General features: G+C 64.2%; 18 protein-coding genes. 6 read left to right on the top strand and 12 right to left on the bottom strand.

The genetic code is table 11. From position 1 onward, the window contains the following. The first annotated feature begins 47 nt into the window (after positions 1 to 47). Both AAD018_RS02280 and AAD018_RS02275 read left to right on the top strand, forming a co-directional pair. Positions 48 to 632 (top strand): L,D-transpeptidase, encoded by a 585-nt coding sequence (locus tag AAD018_RS02280; protein WP_367313750.1) that lies wholly within the window; start codon positions 48 to 50, stop codon positions 630 to 632. A gap of 68 nt (positions 633 to 700) precedes the next feature. Further along, positions 701 to 1,270, top strand: a complete 570-nt coding sequence (locus AAD018_RS02275; RefSeq protein ID WP_367313751.1) for a L,D-transpeptidase — start codon at positions 701 to 703, stop codon at positions 1,268 to 1,270. A 292-nt stretch (positions 1,271 to 1,562) separates the two neighbouring features. Here the strand turns inward: AAD018_RS02275 and AAD018_RS02270 are convergent, their stop codons facing one another. From AAD018_RS02270 to AAD018_RS02245, 6 genes are all read right to left on the bottom strand, one after another. Continuing rightward, the gene (locus AAD018_RS02270) at positions 1,563 to 2,216 is read right to left on the bottom strand and encodes a peroxiredoxin (protein ID WP_367313752.1); all 654 of its coding nucleotides are present in this window, start codon (positions 2,214 to 2,216) and stop codon (positions 1,563 to 1,565) included. Between the two features lie 35 nt (positions 2,217 to 2,251). After that, positions 2,252 to 3,433 carry an MFS transporter gene (locus tag AAD018_RS02265; RefSeq protein WP_367313753.1) on the bottom strand — a complete coding sequence of 394 codons (1,182 nt, stop codon included), beginning with the start codon at positions 3,431 to 3,433 and terminating at the stop codon, positions 2,252 to 2,254. A 127-nt stretch (positions 3,434 to 3,560) separates the two neighbouring features. Then, a complete protein-coding gene (locus AAD018_RS02260; RefSeq protein WP_367313755.1) occupies positions 3,561 to 4,190 on the bottom strand; it encodes an RluA family pseudouridine synthase in 630 nt (209 codons plus the stop codon). Then, positions 4,187 to 4,561 (bottom strand): GFA family protein, encoded by a 375-nt coding sequence (locus AAD018_RS02255; RefSeq protein WP_367313756.1) that lies wholly within the window; start codon positions 4,559 to 4,561, stop codon positions 4,187 to 4,189. The genes AAD018_RS02260 and AAD018_RS02255 overlap by 4 nt, the downstream gene beginning before the upstream one ends. Further along, a complete protein-coding gene (locus tag AAD018_RS02250) occupies positions 4,554 to 5,054 on the bottom strand; it encodes a GAF domain-containing protein (protein ID WP_367313757.1) in 501 nt (166 codons plus the stop codon). The genes AAD018_RS02255 and AAD018_RS02250 overlap by 8 nt, the downstream gene beginning before the upstream one ends. After that, positions 5,051 to 6,208 (bottom strand): thiolase family protein, encoded by a 1,158-nt coding sequence (locus AAD018_RS02245; RefSeq protein WP_367313758.1) that lies wholly within the window; start codon positions 6,206 to 6,208, stop codon positions 5,051 to 5,053. The genes AAD018_RS02250 and AAD018_RS02245 overlap by 4 nt, the downstream gene beginning before the upstream one ends. A gap of 92 nt (positions 6,209 to 6,300) precedes the next feature. On the opposite strand from AAD018_RS02245, the gene AAD018_RS02240 reads away from it, so the two are divergent. The 3 genes from AAD018_RS02240 (at position 6,301) to ggt (ending at position 8,942) form a co-directional block, all read left to right on the top strand. Continuing rightward, entirely contained in the window at positions 6,301 to 6,639 is a 339-nt protein-coding gene (locus tag AAD018_RS02240) for an STAS domain-containing protein (RefSeq protein ID WP_367313759.1), read from the top strand. Then, positions 6,629 to 7,096 (top strand): ATP-binding protein, encoded by a 468-nt coding sequence (locus AAD018_RS02235; protein ID WP_367313760.1) that lies wholly within the window; start codon positions 6,629 to 6,631, stop codon positions 7,094 to 7,096. The genes AAD018_RS02240 and AAD018_RS02235 overlap by 11 nt, the downstream gene beginning before the upstream one ends. Positions 7,097 to 7,364: 268 nt before the next feature. Next, a complete protein-coding gene (gene ggt, locus AAD018_RS02230) occupies positions 7,365 to 8,942 on the top strand; it encodes a gamma-glutamyltransferase (protein WP_367313761.1) in 1,578 nt (525 codons plus the stop codon). Positions 8,943 to 8,944: 2 nt separating this feature from the next. Here ggt and hspQ read toward each other — a convergent pair whose 3' ends face one another. Further along, positions 8,945 to 9,271, bottom strand: coding sequence for a heat shock protein HspQ (gene hspQ, locus AAD018_RS02225; RefSeq protein ID WP_367313762.1), 327 nt, complete (start codon positions 9,269 to 9,271; stop codon positions 8,945 to 8,947). Positions 9,272 to 9,456: 185 nt separating this feature from the next. Here hspQ and AAD018_RS02220 point away from each other — a divergent pair, with 185 nt between their 5' ends. After that, positions 9,457 to 10,050, top strand: a complete 594-nt coding sequence (locus tag AAD018_RS02220; RefSeq protein WP_367313763.1) for a transglycosylase SLT domain-containing protein — start codon at positions 9,457 to 9,459, stop codon at positions 10,048 to 10,050. Between the two features lie 35 nt (positions 10,051 to 10,085). On the opposite strand, the gene AAD018_RS02215 is transcribed toward AAD018_RS02220, so the two are convergent. The 5 genes from AAD018_RS02215 to AAD018_RS02195 form a co-directional block, all read right to left on the bottom strand. Continuing rightward, entirely contained in the window at positions 10,086 to 10,520 is a 435-nt protein-coding gene (locus AAD018_RS02215) for an RES family NAD+ phosphorylase (RefSeq protein WP_367313764.1), read from the bottom strand. A 119-nt stretch (positions 10,521 to 10,639) separates the two neighbouring features. Then, positions 10,640 to 11,227, bottom strand: coding sequence for a LolA family protein (locus AAD018_RS02210; RefSeq protein WP_367313765.1), 588 nt, complete (start codon positions 11,225 to 11,227; stop codon positions 10,640 to 10,642). A 170-nt stretch (positions 11,228 to 11,397) separates the two neighbouring features. Continuing rightward, positions 11,398 to 14,091, bottom strand: a complete 2,694-nt coding sequence (locus AAD018_RS02205) for a DNA translocase FtsK (RefSeq protein WP_367313766.1) — start codon at positions 14,089 to 14,091, stop codon at positions 11,398 to 11,400. A 9-nt stretch (positions 14,092 to 14,100) separates the two neighbouring features. After that, on the bottom strand, positions 14,101 to 15,270 hold the full coding sequence (locus tag AAD018_RS02200) for an aminotransferase class I/II-fold pyridoxal phosphate-dependent enzyme (RefSeq protein WP_367313768.1): 1,170 nt from the start codon (positions 15,268 to 15,270) through the stop codon (positions 14,101 to 14,103). Between the two features lie 309 nt (positions 15,271 to 15,579). Then, positions 15,580 to 16,911 carry an amidase gene (locus AAD018_RS02195; protein ID WP_367313769.1) on the bottom strand — a complete coding sequence of 444 codons (1,332 nt, stop codon included), beginning with the start codon at positions 16,909 to 16,911 and terminating at the stop codon, positions 15,580 to 15,582. Positions 16,912 to 16,921 lie beyond the last annotated feature (10 nt).

The following is a 16,921-nucleotide window of genomic DNA, read 5'->3' as shown; positions in this document are numbered from 1 at the left end:
CTAAAATCGACCACAACATTGCCAGCAAGAGCAAGATTGAGGCCAATATGATCGAAAGACGTCGGCTCCTGATCGGGGCTGCAATCTCCCTGTGCGCTCCGGCGCTTCTGACCTCCGGCGCCGCCGCCCAGACCGGGCAGGCCGTGACGCCGAAGCTGCCCCGTCATCTGCGCCGGCGAGAGGTCGATATCAATCCGGCCGTCCCCGCCGGCCTGTTGATCGTAAAGCAATCGGATTTTCATCTTTACTGGACGCTCGGCAATGCCCGCGCCATCCGCTACGGGATCGCGCTGGGCGCCGACGGGCGCAACTTTACCGGCGATGCATTCATCGCCCGCAAGGCGGAATGGCCCAGTTGGAAGCCGACCGCCAACATGGTGCAGCTGGAGCCTGCGGTCTACGGCCCCTATCGCAACGGTCTGCCCGGCGGGCATCCGATGAACCCACTCGGCTCGCGCGCGCTTTATATGTATCAGAACGGGCGGGACACGTTCTACCGCGTTCACGGAACACACCTGCCGCATACGATCGGGCAGGGTTTCTCGTCGGGCTGCGTGCGGCTGAGGAACGAGGATATGAACCACCTCTACGATCTGGTTCCCGTCGGCACCCGGATCACGGTTCAGGCCTAGGATCGAACAAAAACGGATCGCGCAGCGTTAGCGGATACTCATAGTCGTCTGCCAACGAGAGAAATCCCATGCTGACCCGCCGTTCTTTCCTGTCCGGTACCGCCGCTGCTGCGGCCGCGACCTTTGTCTTGCCCCGCTCTGCCGAAGCGGCGTGGGAGCTTCCCGATCCCTATCGCGCACAGATCGTGCCGGTGCGCGACGATTTCGGCCTGCGCCCCGGGGAGATCCACGTCGTTCAGTCGGAGTTCTTCCTATACCTCATCCTGCCCGGCAATCGGGCGTTGCGCTACGGCGTGGCCGTGGGCGATGACGGGCGCCGCTTCAAGGGAAGCGCCGTGATCCAGCGCAAGGCGCAGTGGCCAAGCTGGACACCGACGTCCAATATGATCCGCCGCGAGCCCGAGAGATACGCGCAGTACAAGGCCGGAATGCCCGGCGGTCCAGACAACCCGCTGGGCGCGCGGGCGCTCTATCTCTACCGGAACGGGCGCGACACGATGTACCGCATCCACGGCACACCCCAGCCGTGGAGCATTGGGCAGGCTGTGTCTTCGGGGTGCATCCGCATGCTGAACGAACATGTGGCGGATCTGTACATGCGTGTGCCGGTTGGCACCCGTGTGACGACATATGCGTGAACGTCACATGCTCTGCATGTGACGCGTGCCGATAAGCGGTTGCAACGCAACTGCGGCGGTCACCCGGTGGCAACTCCGGGCGCGTCGCCGACCAGCCCTGTCCGTCCCGGGCCTGACCCGGGACCTCTCCCTTTGCCCCACGCGACCGTTTGATCTTCTGGGCTCCGCCCGTTCAGCTCTCGAGCCGTCCACTGGACGGCTCGCCGCCTATCGGCGGACCGGAGCGGGGCTCTGCCCGTTCGATCCTCAAACTCTCCACTGGAGAGTTTGCCGCCTATAGGCGGTCCGGATCTCACTCCTTAAGCTTGACGGTCCGCAGATAGGGCAGCTTCTTGTCGAAGGCGCCGAACTTAGCCTCGGCATCCTCGTCGCTAACCGTGGCGGGGATGATGACGTCCTGCCCCACTTCCCAGTTGGCGGGCGTCGCCACACCCCGGCTGGTCGAGGTTTGTAGCCCGTCGAGCGCGCGCAGCACTTCGGCAAAGTTGCGGCCGACGGTCATCGGATAGGTCATCGACAGTTTCAGCTGCTTGTCCGGCCCGATGATGAAGACCGACCGCACGGTTGCGCTGTCCGCCGGTGTGCGACCGTCGGGCAGGTAGGCTTCGGCGGGGAGCATGTCGAAGGCTTTCGAGACCTCCAGCCCCTCATCCGCGATGATCGGAAAGCCTGCGGGCGTGCCCGCCACGGCCTCGATATCGCCTTTCCACTTCTTGTGATCCTCGGCCCCGTCGACGCTGACGCCGATCACCTTGGTGCCGCGCTTCTCCCATTCGTCCTTAAGCTGGGCGACGGCGCCAAATTCGGTCGTGCAGACCGGCGTGAAATCCTTGGGATGGGAGAACAGGATCGCCCAGCTGTCGCCGATCCAGTCGTGAAAGCGGATCTCTCCCTGATCGGTCATGGCAGTGAAATCGGGGACGGTATCGTTGATGCGCAAACCCATGGGAGGACTCCTTTGGTGCTGGATTTGTGGACAGTCTAACGCTCTGCCGGGACAGGGGCCACCTTTGCGGATCGCCGGAGGCCTGCAATCAGCGCAAGACCGCAGGCCAAGGCGAGCGCCAGCGCGAAGGCGGCAAAGACGCCCTGCAACCCGCCGATGGCGCCTGCAAGGCCCTGGCTGAGGATTGGCGAGACGAACTGTCCCAGGAAGATCGAGGCTGTCAGCCCGCCCGCGAGCCGCCCCCGGATGTGCTCTGGCGCGGCGGACAGCAGCGTGACGCTCAGCGCCGGCATGATGGTTCCCATGCCGGTCCCGAGAGCGATCATGGCGATCAGGATCGCGCCGTATCCCGCCGACAGCCAGACCAGCGCATAGGCGACCGCCATCAGGCCCAGCCCCGCCGAGAAGAACAGCGCCACCGGCATCCGCCCCGTTATCCGCCCGTACAGCAGCGAGGCCGCTGAGCTGAAGAGCGTCGCCACGCCGATGGCCATTCCGGCCCGGCTTGGCTCGGGGATCTGTATCACGCCGCTCAACAGGAAAGGCAGCTGGGTGGGAACAAGGTAAAAGGCCATCATCGAAAAGAAGGCGACGCCGTAGATCGCGAAGACGACCGGGGGGATCCGCCCCTCTCCGGTCTTGATCTCGGGTGCGACCTTGCGCGGCGGTTCTGGCAGAAAGGCGATAACCATAGGGATCAGGAGCAGCGAGGCACCGTAGATCGCGAAGGGCGCGCGCCAGTAGAGATCGGCCAAAAAGCCGCCTCCGGTGACGAAGACCAGCCCGCCGAACCCCATGAAGGCGGCCTGCAGGCCCAGGTAGCGCCCGCGTTCTTCTCCCTGAAAGTAGTCGCCCGCCAGCGTTGTGACCGTCGGCATCATCAGCCCGACCGAGACACCGAGGACAGCGCGCCCAACGAGCATCGCCGTGATGTTGTCGACGACCAGTCCCGACATGCCCGCCAGCGCATAAAGGACCGAGCCGCCCATCAGGATCTTGAGCCGCCCAAGCCGGTCGATCGCCCAGCCTGAAAGCGGGGCCGTGATCGCGATGAACAGCGCAGGCAGGGTGAGGACGAGCCGGGCCAGCACCTCGATATTGGCCGTCTCCGCGAACTGGTCTCTGAGCGCGGGCAGCGACGGGGAAATCGTCGCGCCCGACATCACTGTCAGCGATGCGCCGAAGAGGAGCGTGATCTTGAGGCCGGCGCGATCCATGACATTCCTTCGGCAGGTCAGATCTTCTGACATAGTCCAAGTGGCCCGAAATCCGAACAGTCCATTTCAGCCCCGCGCCGTCCTGTCCCGACCTCGAGCCGGGACCTCCCGCCCTCCGCCGGGAGGATCAGAAGGGCACGTTTGAGATCACCTCGATCCAGGCGCCGCCATCGGGGTGCCGCAGCCTGAGCCGTTCTGCATGCAGCATCATCCGGTCGGCTGGCGGCCCGTCATAAAGGGGATCGCCTAGAATCGGATGCCCCGCCTCAGCCAGATGCACGCGCAGCTGGTGGGACCGCCCTGTCAGAGGCCGCAAGGCGACGCGGCTCTCCTGCTCGGAGACCTCGATCCTTTCCCAATCGGTGATCGCCGCGCGCCCGTCCGGGGCGATCATCTGCCGGGGCCGGTTCGGCCAATCGGCGCGCAGCGGCCCGTCGAACCGCCCGCCCTCGCCGATCCGGCCAGCCACGCGCGCGATGTAGCGCTTTTCCACGATCCGTTTCTCGAATTGCAGCCCCAGATGCCGCTGCGCCTTCGGCGTCAGCGCAAAGACCATGACCCCCGATGTGTCCCGATCCAGCCGATGCACCAGCAGAACGCCTGGAAAATCCGCCTCGAGTCGGGCGAGGAGGCAATCGGCCAGATGGGCACCTTTCCCGGGCACCGAGAGAAGACCTTCGGGCTTGTCCACGAAGAGCAGGTGATCGTCCGCTCTGAGGATGGCGAGCGGATCTGTCGGCGGGGCATAGGAGCTCATTGGGCGCGCTGAGGCAGCCCGTCGGTGATGTCGTAGTAGTCGCCCTTGTCCCTGACGAAGATGTGTTTTCCCAGCGACAACCCGGTCGCGCCATCAAGCGCTCCCATCGCAAAGCTGATCGTGTCCTCGTCATGCGCGACCCAGAACAGGAAGCTGCCGCAGGTCGGGCAGAAGCCCCGTTTCGCGGTGCCGACCGCATCGAACCAGCGGACATCGCCGCTGATCGTGACCGCCTCGTCCTTCGCCCAGCCGGAGGCCCAGACGTGGCCCGATTGCTTGCGGCACTGCCCGCAATGGCAGACGGAGACGCCTGCGATCTCTCCTTCGACCGTAAATGTCACCGCGCCGCAAAGGCAGGATCCTTCACGCATCTGATCCTCCAAAGGCCACGTCCAGAAGGCGCGCCAGACCGGTGGCATCCCGGTCATCAAAGGCGTCGGGCCGGTTGCTGTCGATATCGAAGACCCCTAGAAGCTGGCCGTCCTTGTCAAAGACCGGCAGAACGATCTCGGACCGGGTCGTGCTGGCACAGGCGATATGGCCCGGAAAGGCGTCGACATCGGGCACCAGCTGCACCTCGCCGGTCCGCGCCGCCGCCCCGCAGACCCCGCGCGAAAACGGGATCACAAGGCATCCATGACCGCCCTGATAGGGTCCGATCTTCAGCAGTTCGGGCGCCACGACGCGGTAAAATCCGGTCCAGTCGAAGCGGTCATCGGCCCAATGGACCTCGCAGGCGACGGTGGCCATCTTGGCGATGACATCGGTTTCGCCTTCGACCAAAGCTGCGACGCGCTGCACCAGACCATCATAGTCCAAGGCGCCCCGGACTTGATCCGGGGCCTCTGCCCTGGCCCCGCTCATGGCCGCTCGATCGCAATGGCGGTGCCTTCGCCGCCGCCGATGCAGATCGCGGCGATGCCGCGTTTGAGGTCCCGCGCTTCCAGCGCATGAAGAAGCGTGACGATGATGCGCGCTCCGGACGCTCCGATCGGGTGGCCCAAAGCGCAGGCGCCGCCATTCACGTTTACCTTGTCGCGGGAGATCCCCATCTCGTGCATGAAAGCCATCGGTACGACCGCGAAGGCCTCATTGACCTCCCATATATCGACGTCGTCTGCCGTCCAGCCGAGCGTTTTCAGCAGCTTTTGCGCCGCCGGAACGGGGGCCGTCGTGAACCAGCCCGGCGCCTGCGCATGGCTGGCATGGCCCCTGACGCGCGCCCTTATCGGCAGGCCTGCGCTTTCGGCAGCCATCACCAAGGCCGCTGCACCGTCCGAGATGGAGGAGGCGTTCGCCGCCGTCACCGTGCCGCCATCGCGAAAGGCGGGTTTGAGATGAGGGATCTTATCAGGCCGGGCCGCGCCGGGCTGCTCGTCCTCCTGCGTGACGGTCTCACCTTTACGGGTCCGGACGGTCACGGCGGCGATTTCCGCGTCGAAGCCGCTTTTCTGAGCCTCGAGCGCCCGTTCGAGCGAGCCCAGCGCATAGTCGTCTTGGGCCTGGCGGGTGAACTGGTACGTCTCTGCGCAATCCTCGGCGAAGGTGCCCATGAGGCGGCCCTTGTCATAGGCATCCTCGAGCCCGTCGAGAAACATCGAATCGACCACCGCTCCATGGCCCATCCGGGCGCCGCCACGCATCTTGGGAAGCAGGTAAGGGGCGTTCGTCATGCTCTCCATCCCCCCAGCCACTATGACCGGTGCATGGCCCAACGCGATGCGGTCGAAGGCCATCATGGCGGCTTTCATGCCCGATCCGCACATCTTATTGATCGTCGTCGCCGGGACCTCTTCGCCCAGGCCGGCGGCAAATCCGGCCTGCCGCGCCGGAGCCTGACCCTGACCGGCGGGCAGAACGCATCCCATGAGCAGCTCGCTGACCTCAGGCGATCCGGCCTCGTCCAGCGCCGCCCGGATCGCGACGCCGCCGAGCTCGGGCGCTTGAACCCCGGAAAAAGCGCCCTGAAATCCGCCCATTGGCGTTCGTTTGGCCCCTGCGATCACGACGGTTTCCATCGGTCTTTCTCCGTTTTGCGACTTGCCCTCAACGGAATGGTAACGATTGCGATCTAGATTTCCCAGACGAGGCAGGCAGCAGGGATCGGGATATGCCGTTGAGACAGCAGAAAATGGGCGGCGCCCTTGTGCTTGCCGTGACCGACGACCGGATCGACGCCGTCTCCTCGATCCGTTTCAAGGACGAGGTTGCGGCAGCGGCGCGTGGCGGCCCATCTCAGGTGGTGCTGGATCTCAGTCGCGTCGAATTTATCGATTCGTCCGGTCTGGGTGCAATCGTTGCGGTGATGAAAGTCCTGTCGCCCGAACAGCAACTCGATCTCGCGAACCTCGCCCCAATCGTCGACAAGGTCTTTCGCCTGACGCGGATGGACAGCGTCTTTGCGATCTATCCGGACGTTCAGACCGCGATCCGTGCCCATGTCGATTGACCCACCCACACGTCCGGCACCGCAACGATCGACCCTGATCCGGCTGGTTCTCAATAGCGCGCCCGAAGAGGTGCGCGCGGCGGTTCAGTCGGTGATCCTCCAGCTTGATCCTGTCCATCTGCGTCCGGACGAGCGCAGCACGCTGGAGCTGGTCCTGGCCGAGATCGTGAACAACATCGCGGAGCATGCCTATAGTGGTCGGCCTGATGGCTGGATCGAGATATCGGTGCGCCCCCAACCCGATGGGATTTCCTGCCGCATCACGGATGAGGGGCAGGCGATGCCGGGGGGCAAACTGCCCAGCGGCCTTTTTCAGGATCTCAACGTTCCGACCCAAGATCTTCCCGAAGGCGGCTTCGGCTGGCTTTTGATCAAGGATCTGACCCGGGATCTGGATTACGAGCGGCGCGCGGGCCGGAACCATCTGCGCTTTCGCATGGCGATCGGCGGGGTGTGACGGACTGTTTCCGTTTCGCGGAAATGGTCGCAATGATGCCCGAATTCGTCCCAAGCCCCGCCTGAATGGACTGTCAAACATGTCACCGTAGCTACAAAGCTTCCCTCGGCGCTGCGCTTAATAGCCCCCACCCAAGGCGCGGCGTCGAGGCCTTTGTTGCCATGTTTTCCCTTCCAGATAGCGCCTCTGCAAGCGCGGATCAGAGCCCAGGCCTTGCAACCTTTCGGTCAGGCGGTCATTTTCCGCCTCGCCCCTGAAAGGACGCCCGATGCGAGACTATCACCTTCCCGGCCGGTCGCCGGTTTTGGCCATGAACGGAATGTGCGCGACCTCCCACCCGCTGGCCGCGAAGGTCGCAATCCAGATCCTCGAATCGGGCGGGAATGCCGTCGATGCCGCAATTGCGGGCGCGGTCCTTCTGGGGATTTGCGAGCCGCAGATGACCGGGATCGGCGGGGATGCCTTCGCCCTGGTTCAGCTCCCCGGCGAAGATCGGATCCTCGCGCTCAACGGCTCGGGGCGGGCGCCCGCCGCCTTCGACGCGGCCCGGTTGCGCGACGAAGGGCATACCGAAATCCCGCTGACCAGCGCGCATGCGGTGACGGTGCCCGGGGCGATCGACGCCTTTTGCACCCTGTCCGAGCGATATGGCCGTGCGGGCCTCGCCACGTCGCTCGCCCCCGCCGTTCACTACGCCGAAGCAGGCATACCTGTGGCGCCGCGGACCGCTTTCGATTGGGCGCTGGCGACCGAAACGCTGCAAGGCTCTGCCCGCGATGCCTTCCTGATCGGAGGCACTGCGCCGCGCCCCGGCCAGATCTTCCGCGCCCCCAGGCAGGCAGAGGTCCTGCGCCAGATCGCTCAGGATGGACGGGCCGCCTTTTACGAAGGCGAAATTGCCGAGGATATGGTTGCCGCTTTGAACGCGGCAGGCGGCATGCATACGCTGGAGGATTTCGCGACTGCCGCGTCAACCTGGACCGACCCGATCAGCGGCACCTACAAAGGGGCCGATCTGACCGAGCATCCTCCGAACGGACAGGGCGCGACGGCGCTGCTTCTTCTGAACATCCTCAAACAGTTCGATATCACGTCGATGGACCCGCTGGGCGCGGAGCGCGTCCATATCGAGGCCGAAGCGACCAAACTGGCCTATGACGCCCGCAACCGGCTGATTGCCGATCCAGATCACACAGCCCGGCTTGCGCATATGCTGGCACAGGACACCGCGGAGCGGCTTGCGGCATTGATCGATCCGGCCCGGGCGATGGCCGATCCTGCGCCGTTGAGCGAAGCGGTTCACAAGGACACGATCTATATCACCGTCGTCGACCGGGACCGCATGGCCGTCAGCCTGATTTACTCGATCTTCCATTCCTTCGGCTCTGGGATCGCTTCTGAGAAATACGGGATCCTGTTCCAGAACCGCGGCGCCGGGTTCACCTTGGCCGAAGGCCACCCGAACGAGGCGGGGCCGGGCAAGCGTCCCATGCATACGATCATCCCGGCCTTTCTGGGCGGAGAGGGCCGCCCGACCATGCCGTTCGGTGTGATGGGCGGCGCCTACCAGTCCACCGGTCATGCCCGCTTTGTCAGCAACATCGCTGATTTCGGCATGGATCCGCAGACAGCGATCGACGCGCCCCGCGCGTTTGCCGATGCAGGCAGCCTGAAGGTCGAGCGGGGCTATCCAGACACCGTCCGCGCAGAACTGACCGATCTGGGCCACAAGATCGAGATCCCCGAGGTCGCGATCGGCGGCGCGCAGGCCATCGCGATCCACGGGGACGGTGTACTCGAAGGAGCGTCGGATCCCAGAAAGGACGGCTGCGCGCTGGGATACTGATCCTAATTCAACGCGAAATGCAGAGGATAATGGCCATCCTCGAACGGCCCGAACAGATCATCCAGATCGGGATGATCGACCGGCTGACCGCTGTAATCAGCTACCAGGTTCTGCTCGGACACATAGGCCACGTAGTAGCTTTGGTCGTTCTCGGCCAAAAGATGATAGAACGGCTGATCCTTCTTCGGGCGGCTGTCCTCGGGGATCGCCTCGTACCACTCATCGGTATTGGCAAACATAGCGTCCACGTCAAAGACCACCCCCCGGAAGGGATGCTTCCGGTGCCGGACAATCTGTCCCAGATGATATTTCGCACGCGTCTTCAACATGAGAGGCTCCTGACCCAGAGCTAGTTCCGCTAGTCGCATAAGTCTACGGGTCGTCCTAAAGTTGCGTGGAAACACTCTGTGAACCGGCTGGCAAGCAACCTTGGCCCGCCGGTTTTTTGCCTATTCTCGAATGGCCAGAGATGCGGTATACTTGCCGAAAACAAGATAAAAAAAGCGAGGCAGAGATGAGCAGATCCCTTCGCGCCCTGGTTCTATGTGTGGCTGTCGCAGGATGCGGCGGCGGCAGCAGCAACTATGCGGCGCCCGATAATCTCGACAATGCTTGCAGCATCGTCAGTCAGAACCCCGATTACCTGCGCGCATTCAAGCGGACCGAGCGCAAATGGGGCGTTCCGGTCGAGGTTCAGATGGCCACGATCTATCAGGAAAGCAAATTCATCGGGAATGCGCGCACCCCCTACCGGTTCACGCTTGGTGTGATCCCGGCGGGGCGTCAAAGCTCCGCCTATGGCTATAGTCAGGCGCTCGATGGGACGTGGAAGGAATACCTTGAGGAAACCGGCCAACGCCGCGCCAAGAGGGATGACATCTTCGATGCGACGGATTTCATGGGCTGGTACATGACCCGCACGCAAGAGCGGAACGGGATCGCGCTTTATGACACCCGAAACCAGTATCTGGCCTATCACGAAGGGCATTCGGGCTATCGGCGCGGCAGCTACACGCGCAAGGCCTGGCTGATGCGCGTCGCCGCCGAGCTTGACGACCGCGCGGTGCTTTACGGCACGCAGCTCAGGGCCTGCGGAAAGATCCGGTAAAGGCAGCGACCCGGCGCACTGCCGGGTTCCCAGATTCATGCTTCGGGGCGAAGTACAATCGGAATGGGCTGGCCGACGGCCCGGATTCCGGGCGCGCCCGGTTCGTTCCAACGGAAGATGGCCACATGCCAAAGCCCCGACTTCTGCCGGGAGGGGTCGATCAGGCCCACATAACCCGCCGCCTGGATCTCGTCCGCCGCCGCCCACGAGGGTGGCTCTTCGCCAGCTTCCAGCGCCACCCGCCACGGTTGGCGAGCTCGGGCGTAGAGATCAGAAGCCTCAGGCCCTCGCAGATCAAAAAGCGTGCACGTCTCGAGTTGGTAGGTCAAAAGCACTCGCTCAGGGCTCTCACCGATCTCATAGGAGCGTAGGGCGACGCGGGCGCTCTCCTCGTTTGGGCTGAGATAGAGAGCGTTCTGACCCGCCCGATTGAAGCGAGCTGGGGGTCGGTCTTTGACCTCGGCTCGCAAGAACGCCTCCGCCGGTCCGACCGAGGCGATCTTTACAAATGATCCTGCAATTCTCGCAGCATGACAGAGGGCAGCCAGGGCCCCCGGCTCCGCAAGCAGACCGGGGGTCGAGGCCAGATCTAGCGGTTGATCTCACGCTGAATGTTGAACTGGCTGTCAGCAATTGCCACGCCCTTGGTCAGATCGCCGAGGATGATCGTCGTCTGCGATCCGCTTTGATCGGTGATGACCCATTGGCGCAACTCGGTCGGGTTGGCCGTGAACTTCATATCGATATGACCAAGCTCGGGGCGCTGCGGATCCTGCGCGCGCACGGTCGTCGCGGTCCCGTCGGTCGAATGACCGGTGACCATACCGGCCCGTGCCAGATCGACATTGCGCTCGAGGATGATCTTGAGCGGCGTTTGCGCCAGCGGATATTGCTCGGGGCCCGCATTGGACTTGCGGTCGAAGACAGCGACCGTTCCGGCCGACGCCATCACAAGAGACTGTTCGGGCGGGTTATATTCGAACCGGACCCGACCAGGCCGCTTGATATAGATCGTACCGGTCGAGAGCGTCCCGTCGGCATTGACCTGCGTGAACTCGCCGGTCGCTGTCTGCAAGTTATTGAGATAGCGCGACAACTCTCCCAGCGGGATCTGCTGGGCCGCCGCGGGCAAGGCCAGGATCAGCCAAAGGATCGGAGCGATGAGATATCTGGTCATGTCAGATTGCCTGCATTGTTTCGGTTCGGGTCAACATAGGCACTCTTTGCCGGCCCGCCCAATGATAAGCGATAACCGGCGCTCGCGTTCCAATAACGTCTTCGTCTTGGGTCGGCGGGTGGGCGATGCGGGCTTCGTAGAGGCGCGCGAGTGCCACCCGGCGGCTCAAGTCACTGTTCGGGTACGAGGATCTCGCGTTTGCCCACATGATTGGCAGGCGTCACAAGACCGTTCTCCTCCATCTGCTCCACCAGCCGTGCGGCCTTGTTATAGCCGATCGCCAGTTTCCGCTGGATATAAGAGGTCGAACATTTCCGATCCTTGGCAACAATCGCCACCGCCTGATCGTAAAGCGCATCCTCCCCGTCGGTATTGCCGCCCAGACCCAGTACCAGATCGATATCGCTGCTGCTGTCATCGTCCGGCCCGTCAACGACACCTGACATATATTCGGGCGGACCGAAGCCTTTGAGGTAGGTCACAATCTCCTCGACCTCCTCGTCCGAACAGAACGGCCCGTGCACGCGCCGGATCTTGCCGCCGCCCGACATCCAAAGCATGTCGCCCATGCCCAGAAGCTGCTCGGCCCCCTGCTCGCCCAGAATGGTTCGCGAATCGATCTTGCCTGTGACCTGGAAAGAGATCCGGGTCGGGAAGTTCGCCTTGATCGTGCCCGTGATGACATCGACCGAAGGGCGCTGCGTCGCCATGATGAGGTGAATGCCCGAGGCCCGTGCCATCTGCGCGAGGCGCTGAATACAGGCCTCGATCTCCTTGCCCGCGACCATCATCAGGTCGGCCATCTCGTCGACGATGACGACGATATAGGGCAGCGTCTCTGGCTGGATCTCTTCGGTTTCCCAAACAGGTTCGCCCGTCTCGTCGTCAAAACCGGTCTGCACGGTGCGAGAGAACATCTCGCCCTTGCCCAACGCGTCCTTCACCCGCCCATTGTAGCCTTCGATGTTCCGCACGCCCATCTTGGACATTTTGCGATAGCGCTCCTCCATCTCGCCCACGACCCATTTAAGGGCGACGACCGCCTTCTTGGGGTCCGTGACCACAGGCGAGAGCAGATGCGGGATGCCGTCATAAACGCTCAGTTCCAGCATTTTCGGATCGATCATAATCAGGCGGCACTCGTCCGGCGACAGCCGGTAAAGCAGCGACAGGATCATCGTGTTGATCGCCACGGATTTACCCGATCCGGTCGTTCCCGCGATCAGAAGGTGGGGCATCTTGGCAAGGTTCGCCACCACCGGCTCGCCGCCGATATCCTTGCCCAGCGCCAGCGGCAGGCGCGCATTCGTATCGCCAAAATCTCGAGCCGACAGGATCTCGCGCAGGACGACCTTCTCGCGCTTCTCGTTCGGCAGTTCGATCCCGATCACGCTGCGCCCCGGCACGGTCGAAACGCGGGCAGACAGCGCCGACATGGACCGCGCGATATCGTCCGACAGACCGATCACCCGGCTTGCCTTCAGACCCGGCGCGGGCTCCAGCTCGTACATCGTCACGACCGGCCCGGGGCGGACCGACACGATCTCGCCCTTCACGCCATAATCGTCGAGCACGCTTTCCAGCATCCGCGCGTTCTGCTCCAGCGCATCCTCGCTCAGATGGTGACGTTCGACGCCCGCCGGATCGGTCAGGAGCGACAGAGGCGGATGCTCGTAGCTCGCCTCCTTGTCCTCGAATTTCAGCGCGGGCTGCGCCTCGGCCCGGGCGGCCTTGGAGGGCTGCACCACGCGGGCGGGCGGTGTCTGCACAACGCGCTTGGGTTCCTCCACCGGGATCGAGGGCGCGCTCAGGACAGGCTCGGCCACATCGAGCATCGGCTCGGCGGCTGCCTCTTCCGTTACGGGAGGTTCTTCGCGAAAGATCAACGGCTTCGGACCGCGCCCCTCGGTCAGAGAGCCGCGTTGCGCCACCAGAGGCGCCTTCACACGAGATTTGATCACATCGCTGATCTTGGCCTTAATCCGATCATCATCCGGCGCGCCCGGCTCGGGTCCGTCGAAGGTTTCGCGCTCCACCAGTTCAGGCTCCGGCATGGGCTGCCCGCGCAGACGCGGCAGGATCGAGCCCAGACCGCTCGTTGGCGCCGGGCGTGGATCGGCGACCAGAGGCGCGGCCTGCGGCTCCGCCCGTACGACGGGCTCGGCTAGTGTGCGACGCTCTTTCAAAGCAGCCGCCGCCTGCATCGCGCCGCCGGCTCCGCGGCCGACAAGGCGCAGCGCGCCGTCGTAAAGGACGACCGTTCCCACCAGCAGGAACCGCCCGATCTGGCGCAGCTCGGCGTGGGTGAAACCCAGAACGAAGGCTCCGAGTGCGAGGATGGCCAAAGCCGCGATCAGCGACATCACCTTGACCCCAAAGGCCGCGGTGAACGGGAACATCGTCAAGAGGATCCCTAGCACCGTATCGCCAAAGAGCCCGCCCAGTCCGAAGGAATGGGTCCAGCCCGCCCCCGGCGCGAGCGTCGAGGCATAAACCGAGACCAGCGCGATCGCGATCGGCGCGAAGATCAGCCGACCGACCGCCCGCTCCTTGCCGCGATGCAGAACCAGCCGCAGACCCCAGACGAGGCACACGACCGCGATCCCCCAAGATCCCCAGCCCACGATCATGAAAAGCGGCGCCGCGATCGAGGCGCCCAGCCGTCCCAGCCAGTTCTCCACCGGCGCATCCGTCGCTGACAGCCAGCTTGGATCGTCCGGCGTGTAGGATCCGATCATCATCGCCGCCATCACGCCCAGCGCGATCAGCGCCAGACCGACCAGTTCGGCCCCGCGTTTCTCGATCGCCGCCTGCATGGTGCTGTCGAGAAGAGGATCGCGCGTGCGTGTCTGGTAAGAAGCCATCGGGTATCCCTATGCGTAAAGGCTGTCGCGCAGGGCCGTCAGCCCGCGCCGCGTGTCGTCTTGGGCCGCGACCAGCGCGACCCTGATATATCCGTGTCCCGGGTTCCCGGCGGCCCCGTCCTGCGCCAGATAGCTGCCGGGCAGCACTTTCACGCCGGTCTCGCGCCAGAGCCGCACGGTCGCCGCCTCGCCATCCTCGGCGGGCAGCCAGAGGAAAAACCCAGCGACAGGGCTCATATAGCCGGGCACATCGCCCAGGATCTCATCGGCCAGCGCGTATTTCGCATGATAAAGCGCCCGGTTCGCCTCCACATGCGCTTCGTCGCTCCAAGCGCGGGCGGCGACGGCTTGGAGCGGCAGCGGCAGTGGGGCTCCAGCATAGTTACGAAGCTGCTGCATCTGGGCGATGGCCCCGGGTCCGCTTGCAACAAAGCCGGAGCGCAGCCCCGGCAGGTTCGAGCGCTTGGAGAGCGAATTGAAAAGCACCACCCGCTCGGGATCAGCGCCCATTTCATGCGCGACGGTCAGAATGCCGACGGGTGCGTCATCGCGGTAGATCTCGGAATAGCACTCATCGGCAAAGATGCGGAAATCGTACCGCTCCGCCAGCGCGAGCAGATCACGCCAGTAGTCGCGGCTCGCCACCACGCCCTGGGGGTTCGCGGGCGAGCAGATATAGGCGATCGCCGTCCGGTTCAGGATATCGTCGGGCAAAGCGGTGTAATCCGGCAGGAACCCCGTCTCGGCCGTTGCATCGACAAAGACCGGCTCGGCCGCGACGGACAGGGCTGCAACCATGTAGACCTGATAGAACGGGTTCGGCGTCAGGACGACAGGCCGCCCGTTCTTGTCCTCGGGGCAAAGCGCCATCGCCGCATTGTAGAGCCCCTCACGCGTGCCGTTCAGAGCCATCGCCGCAGGTTCGGGCACGCCGTAACGCCGCGAGATCCAGCCTGTGATTGCGCTGAGCAGCTCGTCAGATCCGGGGTTGGGCGGATAACGGTTAAAGCCCGCAAGGTTTGCCGACAACTCCTCCCCAACCCATTGCGGAAAGGGATGCGTCGGCTCTCCGATGGTCATGACAACGGGATCGCCGCCCGGCTGGATGCCGTTCAGCAATGTCCGCAGGCGCGGAAACGCATAGTCCGGTAGGTTCGAAAACCGCTCGGGGTACATCATGACTGCCTCAATATGCAGGATCGCTTTCGTCCCGCTTGAGGATCAAAATAGCGAGCCGAGACCGCTTCTGTCCAGCCGCCGCGCGGCGAAAAAAGAACAAAGGCGAGTGTTTTGTGATATTTATGGCGTTCCAGCCGATCTATCGCCAGTCCGCGGGATGGCGATGCTTCGCTTTTTCCCAGGCGCTTTATGGCTCGAGGATATCGCGCCGCCTACCTGTCGCGCCAAGATCAGCCAAATCACCAGCCCGCTTGGGCGGGCTGGCGATGGATCGGCGCCTTCGGCTTGTCCCGATCCGGAGGGCATAGCTCAGCCCTCCCCCGAAGCCGCCTCCGCCGCCATCCCAAGCCGCAACAGCCGCGCTTCCGACCCAGGGGGCCCGTTCAGCAGGATCCCCGCCGACGGCACGCCCGCCGGGATCGTCAGCCCGCAGAGCCCCATGAGGTTACCGATCCGCGTGTTTCTGAGCGTCATCAGGTTCGCGCGCTTGAAATAGGCGTCATCAGTGGCCAGCCGCTCCGCATTCGGGGGCGCGATCGGACAGGTGGGGCACAGTACCGCATCGAAGCCGGCCATCCGCTCCGCCCAGTCCGCCCGGATCTCGCGGATGCGCGCCCAGGCCTGCAGATACGCCGCCGCCGTGACGCCCTTTCCGCCCATGATCCGCTCGACGATCTGCGCGTACATCTTTTCGGACTGGTGCTCGACCGCTTGCTGCCACTCGGCATAGGCCTCGGCGGTGTATAGCGGCCCGGCCAGATCGAAAGCATCGGTGAGGGATGGCATCTCGACGGTCTCGATCACTGCGCCTGCGTCTCGTAACGCCTCAAGCGCCCGGTCGAACCCAGCCTTCGGGGCCTCCTCCAGATCCTCCATCCCGACAGTCGCGATCACTGCGAAGCGCCGCCCGGCCAGCGATGCGCCGCGCAGATCCACGCCCTGTCCGCCCAAAGCGGCGAACATCAGCGCCGCATCCTCGACCGTCCGTGTGAGCGGCCCGACCGTGTCAAAGGACCGGCAGAGCGGAACCACACCATCATTGGGCAGCAGTCCCGCCGTCGTCTTGAGCCCCACCAGATCGTTCCAGACCGCAGGCACCCGCACCGATCCGCCGGTATCAGAGCCGACCGCCGCCGCCGCCAGCCCGAACGCCACCGATGTCGCAGCCCCCGAGGACGAGCCGCCCGAGACGGCCTCCGCGTCGTTCACATTCGGCGGCGAGGCGGTCATCGGGTTCAGCCCGAGACCCGAAAAGGCCAGTTCCGTCATATGGGTCTTGCCAAGGCAGACGAGGCCCGCAGCGGTTCCCCGACGCACGACCTCGGCGTCTCTCTCCGGCACCCGCCCCTCGAGTACCTTCGATCCAGCTTCGGTCACCACCCCAGCGGTGTCGAACAGATCCTTCCACGAAACCGGCACCCCGTCGAGCGGGCCAAGCCGCCGCCCCGCCTGCGCCCGGTCCCGGGCCGCGCCCGCTTCGGCCAAAGCCCGCTCTGGTGTCATCCGCGCGTAGATCCGCTCCCCGAATGGGTGCTCGCAGGCGACGCCGAGCATCTCTTCGGTCAGCGCCACCGGATCCAGATCGCCCGTCCCGATCAGACGTCCCAGATCCGCCGCGCTCCTGCCCTGCCACTCTGCCATCGGTCTCTCC

This window comes from Aestuariibius insulae (genome assembly GCF_040783535.2).
Lineage (GTDB): Bacteria > Pseudomonadota > Alphaproteobacteria > Rhodobacterales > Rhodobacteraceae > Aestuariibius > Aestuariibius insulae.
Note: the sequence above shows the minus strand (reverse complement) of the source record. Positions and strands in the feature narration are given on the sequence as shown.

Coding starts and splice junctions, on each gene's coding strand:
- ggt (WP_367313761.1), top strand. CDS start 7,365: ATGCGAGACTATCACCTTCCCGGCCGGTCGCCGGTTTTGGCCATGAAC.
- hspQ (WP_367313762.1), bottom strand. CDS start 9,271: ATGTTGAAGACGCGTGCGAAATATCATCTGGGACAGATTGTCCGGCAC.
- AAD018_RS02260 (WP_367313755.1), bottom strand. CDS start 4,190: ATGAGCTCCTATGCCCCGCCGACAGATCCGCTCGCCATCCTCAGAGCG.
- AAD018_RS02250 (WP_367313757.1), bottom strand. CDS start 5,054: ATGAGCGGGGCCAGGGCAGAGGCCCCGGATCAAGTCCGGGGCGCCTTG.
- AAD018_RS02240 (WP_367313759.1), top strand. CDS start 6,301: ATGCCGTTGAGACAGCAGAAAATGGGCGGCGCCCTTGTGCTTGCCGTG.
- AAD018_RS02220 (WP_367313763.1), top strand. CDS start 9,457: ATGAGCAGATCCCTTCGCGCCCTGGTTCTATGTGTGGCTGTCGCAGGA.
- AAD018_RS02280 (WP_367313750.1), top strand. CDS start 48: ATGATCGAAAGACGTCGGCTCCTGATCGGGGCTGCAATCTCCCTGTGC.
- AAD018_RS02245 (WP_367313758.1), bottom strand. CDS start 6,208: ATGGAAACCGTCGTGATCGCAGGGGCCAAACGAACGCCAATGGGCGGA.
- AAD018_RS02200 (WP_367313768.1), bottom strand. CDS start 15,270: ATGATGTACCCCGAGCGGTTTTCGAACCTACCGGACTATGCGTTTCCG.
- AAD018_RS02195 (WP_367313769.1), bottom strand. CDS start 16,911: ATGGCAGAGTGGCAGGGCAGGAGCGCGGCGGATCTGGGACGTCTGATC.
- AAD018_RS02205 (WP_367313766.1), bottom strand. CDS start 14,091: ATGGCTTCTTACCAGACACGCACGCGCGATCCTCTTCTCGACAGCACC.
- AAD018_RS02210 (WP_367313765.1), bottom strand. CDS start 11,227: ATGACCAGATATCTCATCGCTCCGATCCTTTGGCTGATCCTGGCCTTG.
- AAD018_RS02255 (WP_367313756.1), bottom strand. CDS start 4,561: ATGCGTGAAGGATCCTGCCTTTGCGGCGCGGTGACATTTACGGTCGAA.
- AAD018_RS02235 (WP_367313760.1), top strand. CDS start 6,629: ATGTCGATTGACCCACCCACACGTCCGGCACCGCAACGATCGACCCTG.
- AAD018_RS02270 (WP_367313752.1), bottom strand. CDS start 2,216: ATGGGTTTGCGCATCAACGATACCGTCCCCGATTTCACTGCCATGACC.
- AAD018_RS02275 (WP_367313751.1), top strand. CDS start 701: ATGCTGACCCGCCGTTCTTTCCTGTCCGGTACCGCCGCTGCTGCGGCC.
- AAD018_RS02265 (WP_367313753.1), bottom strand. CDS start 3,433: ATGGATCGCGCCGGCCTCAAGATCACGCTCCTCTTCGGCGCATCGCTG.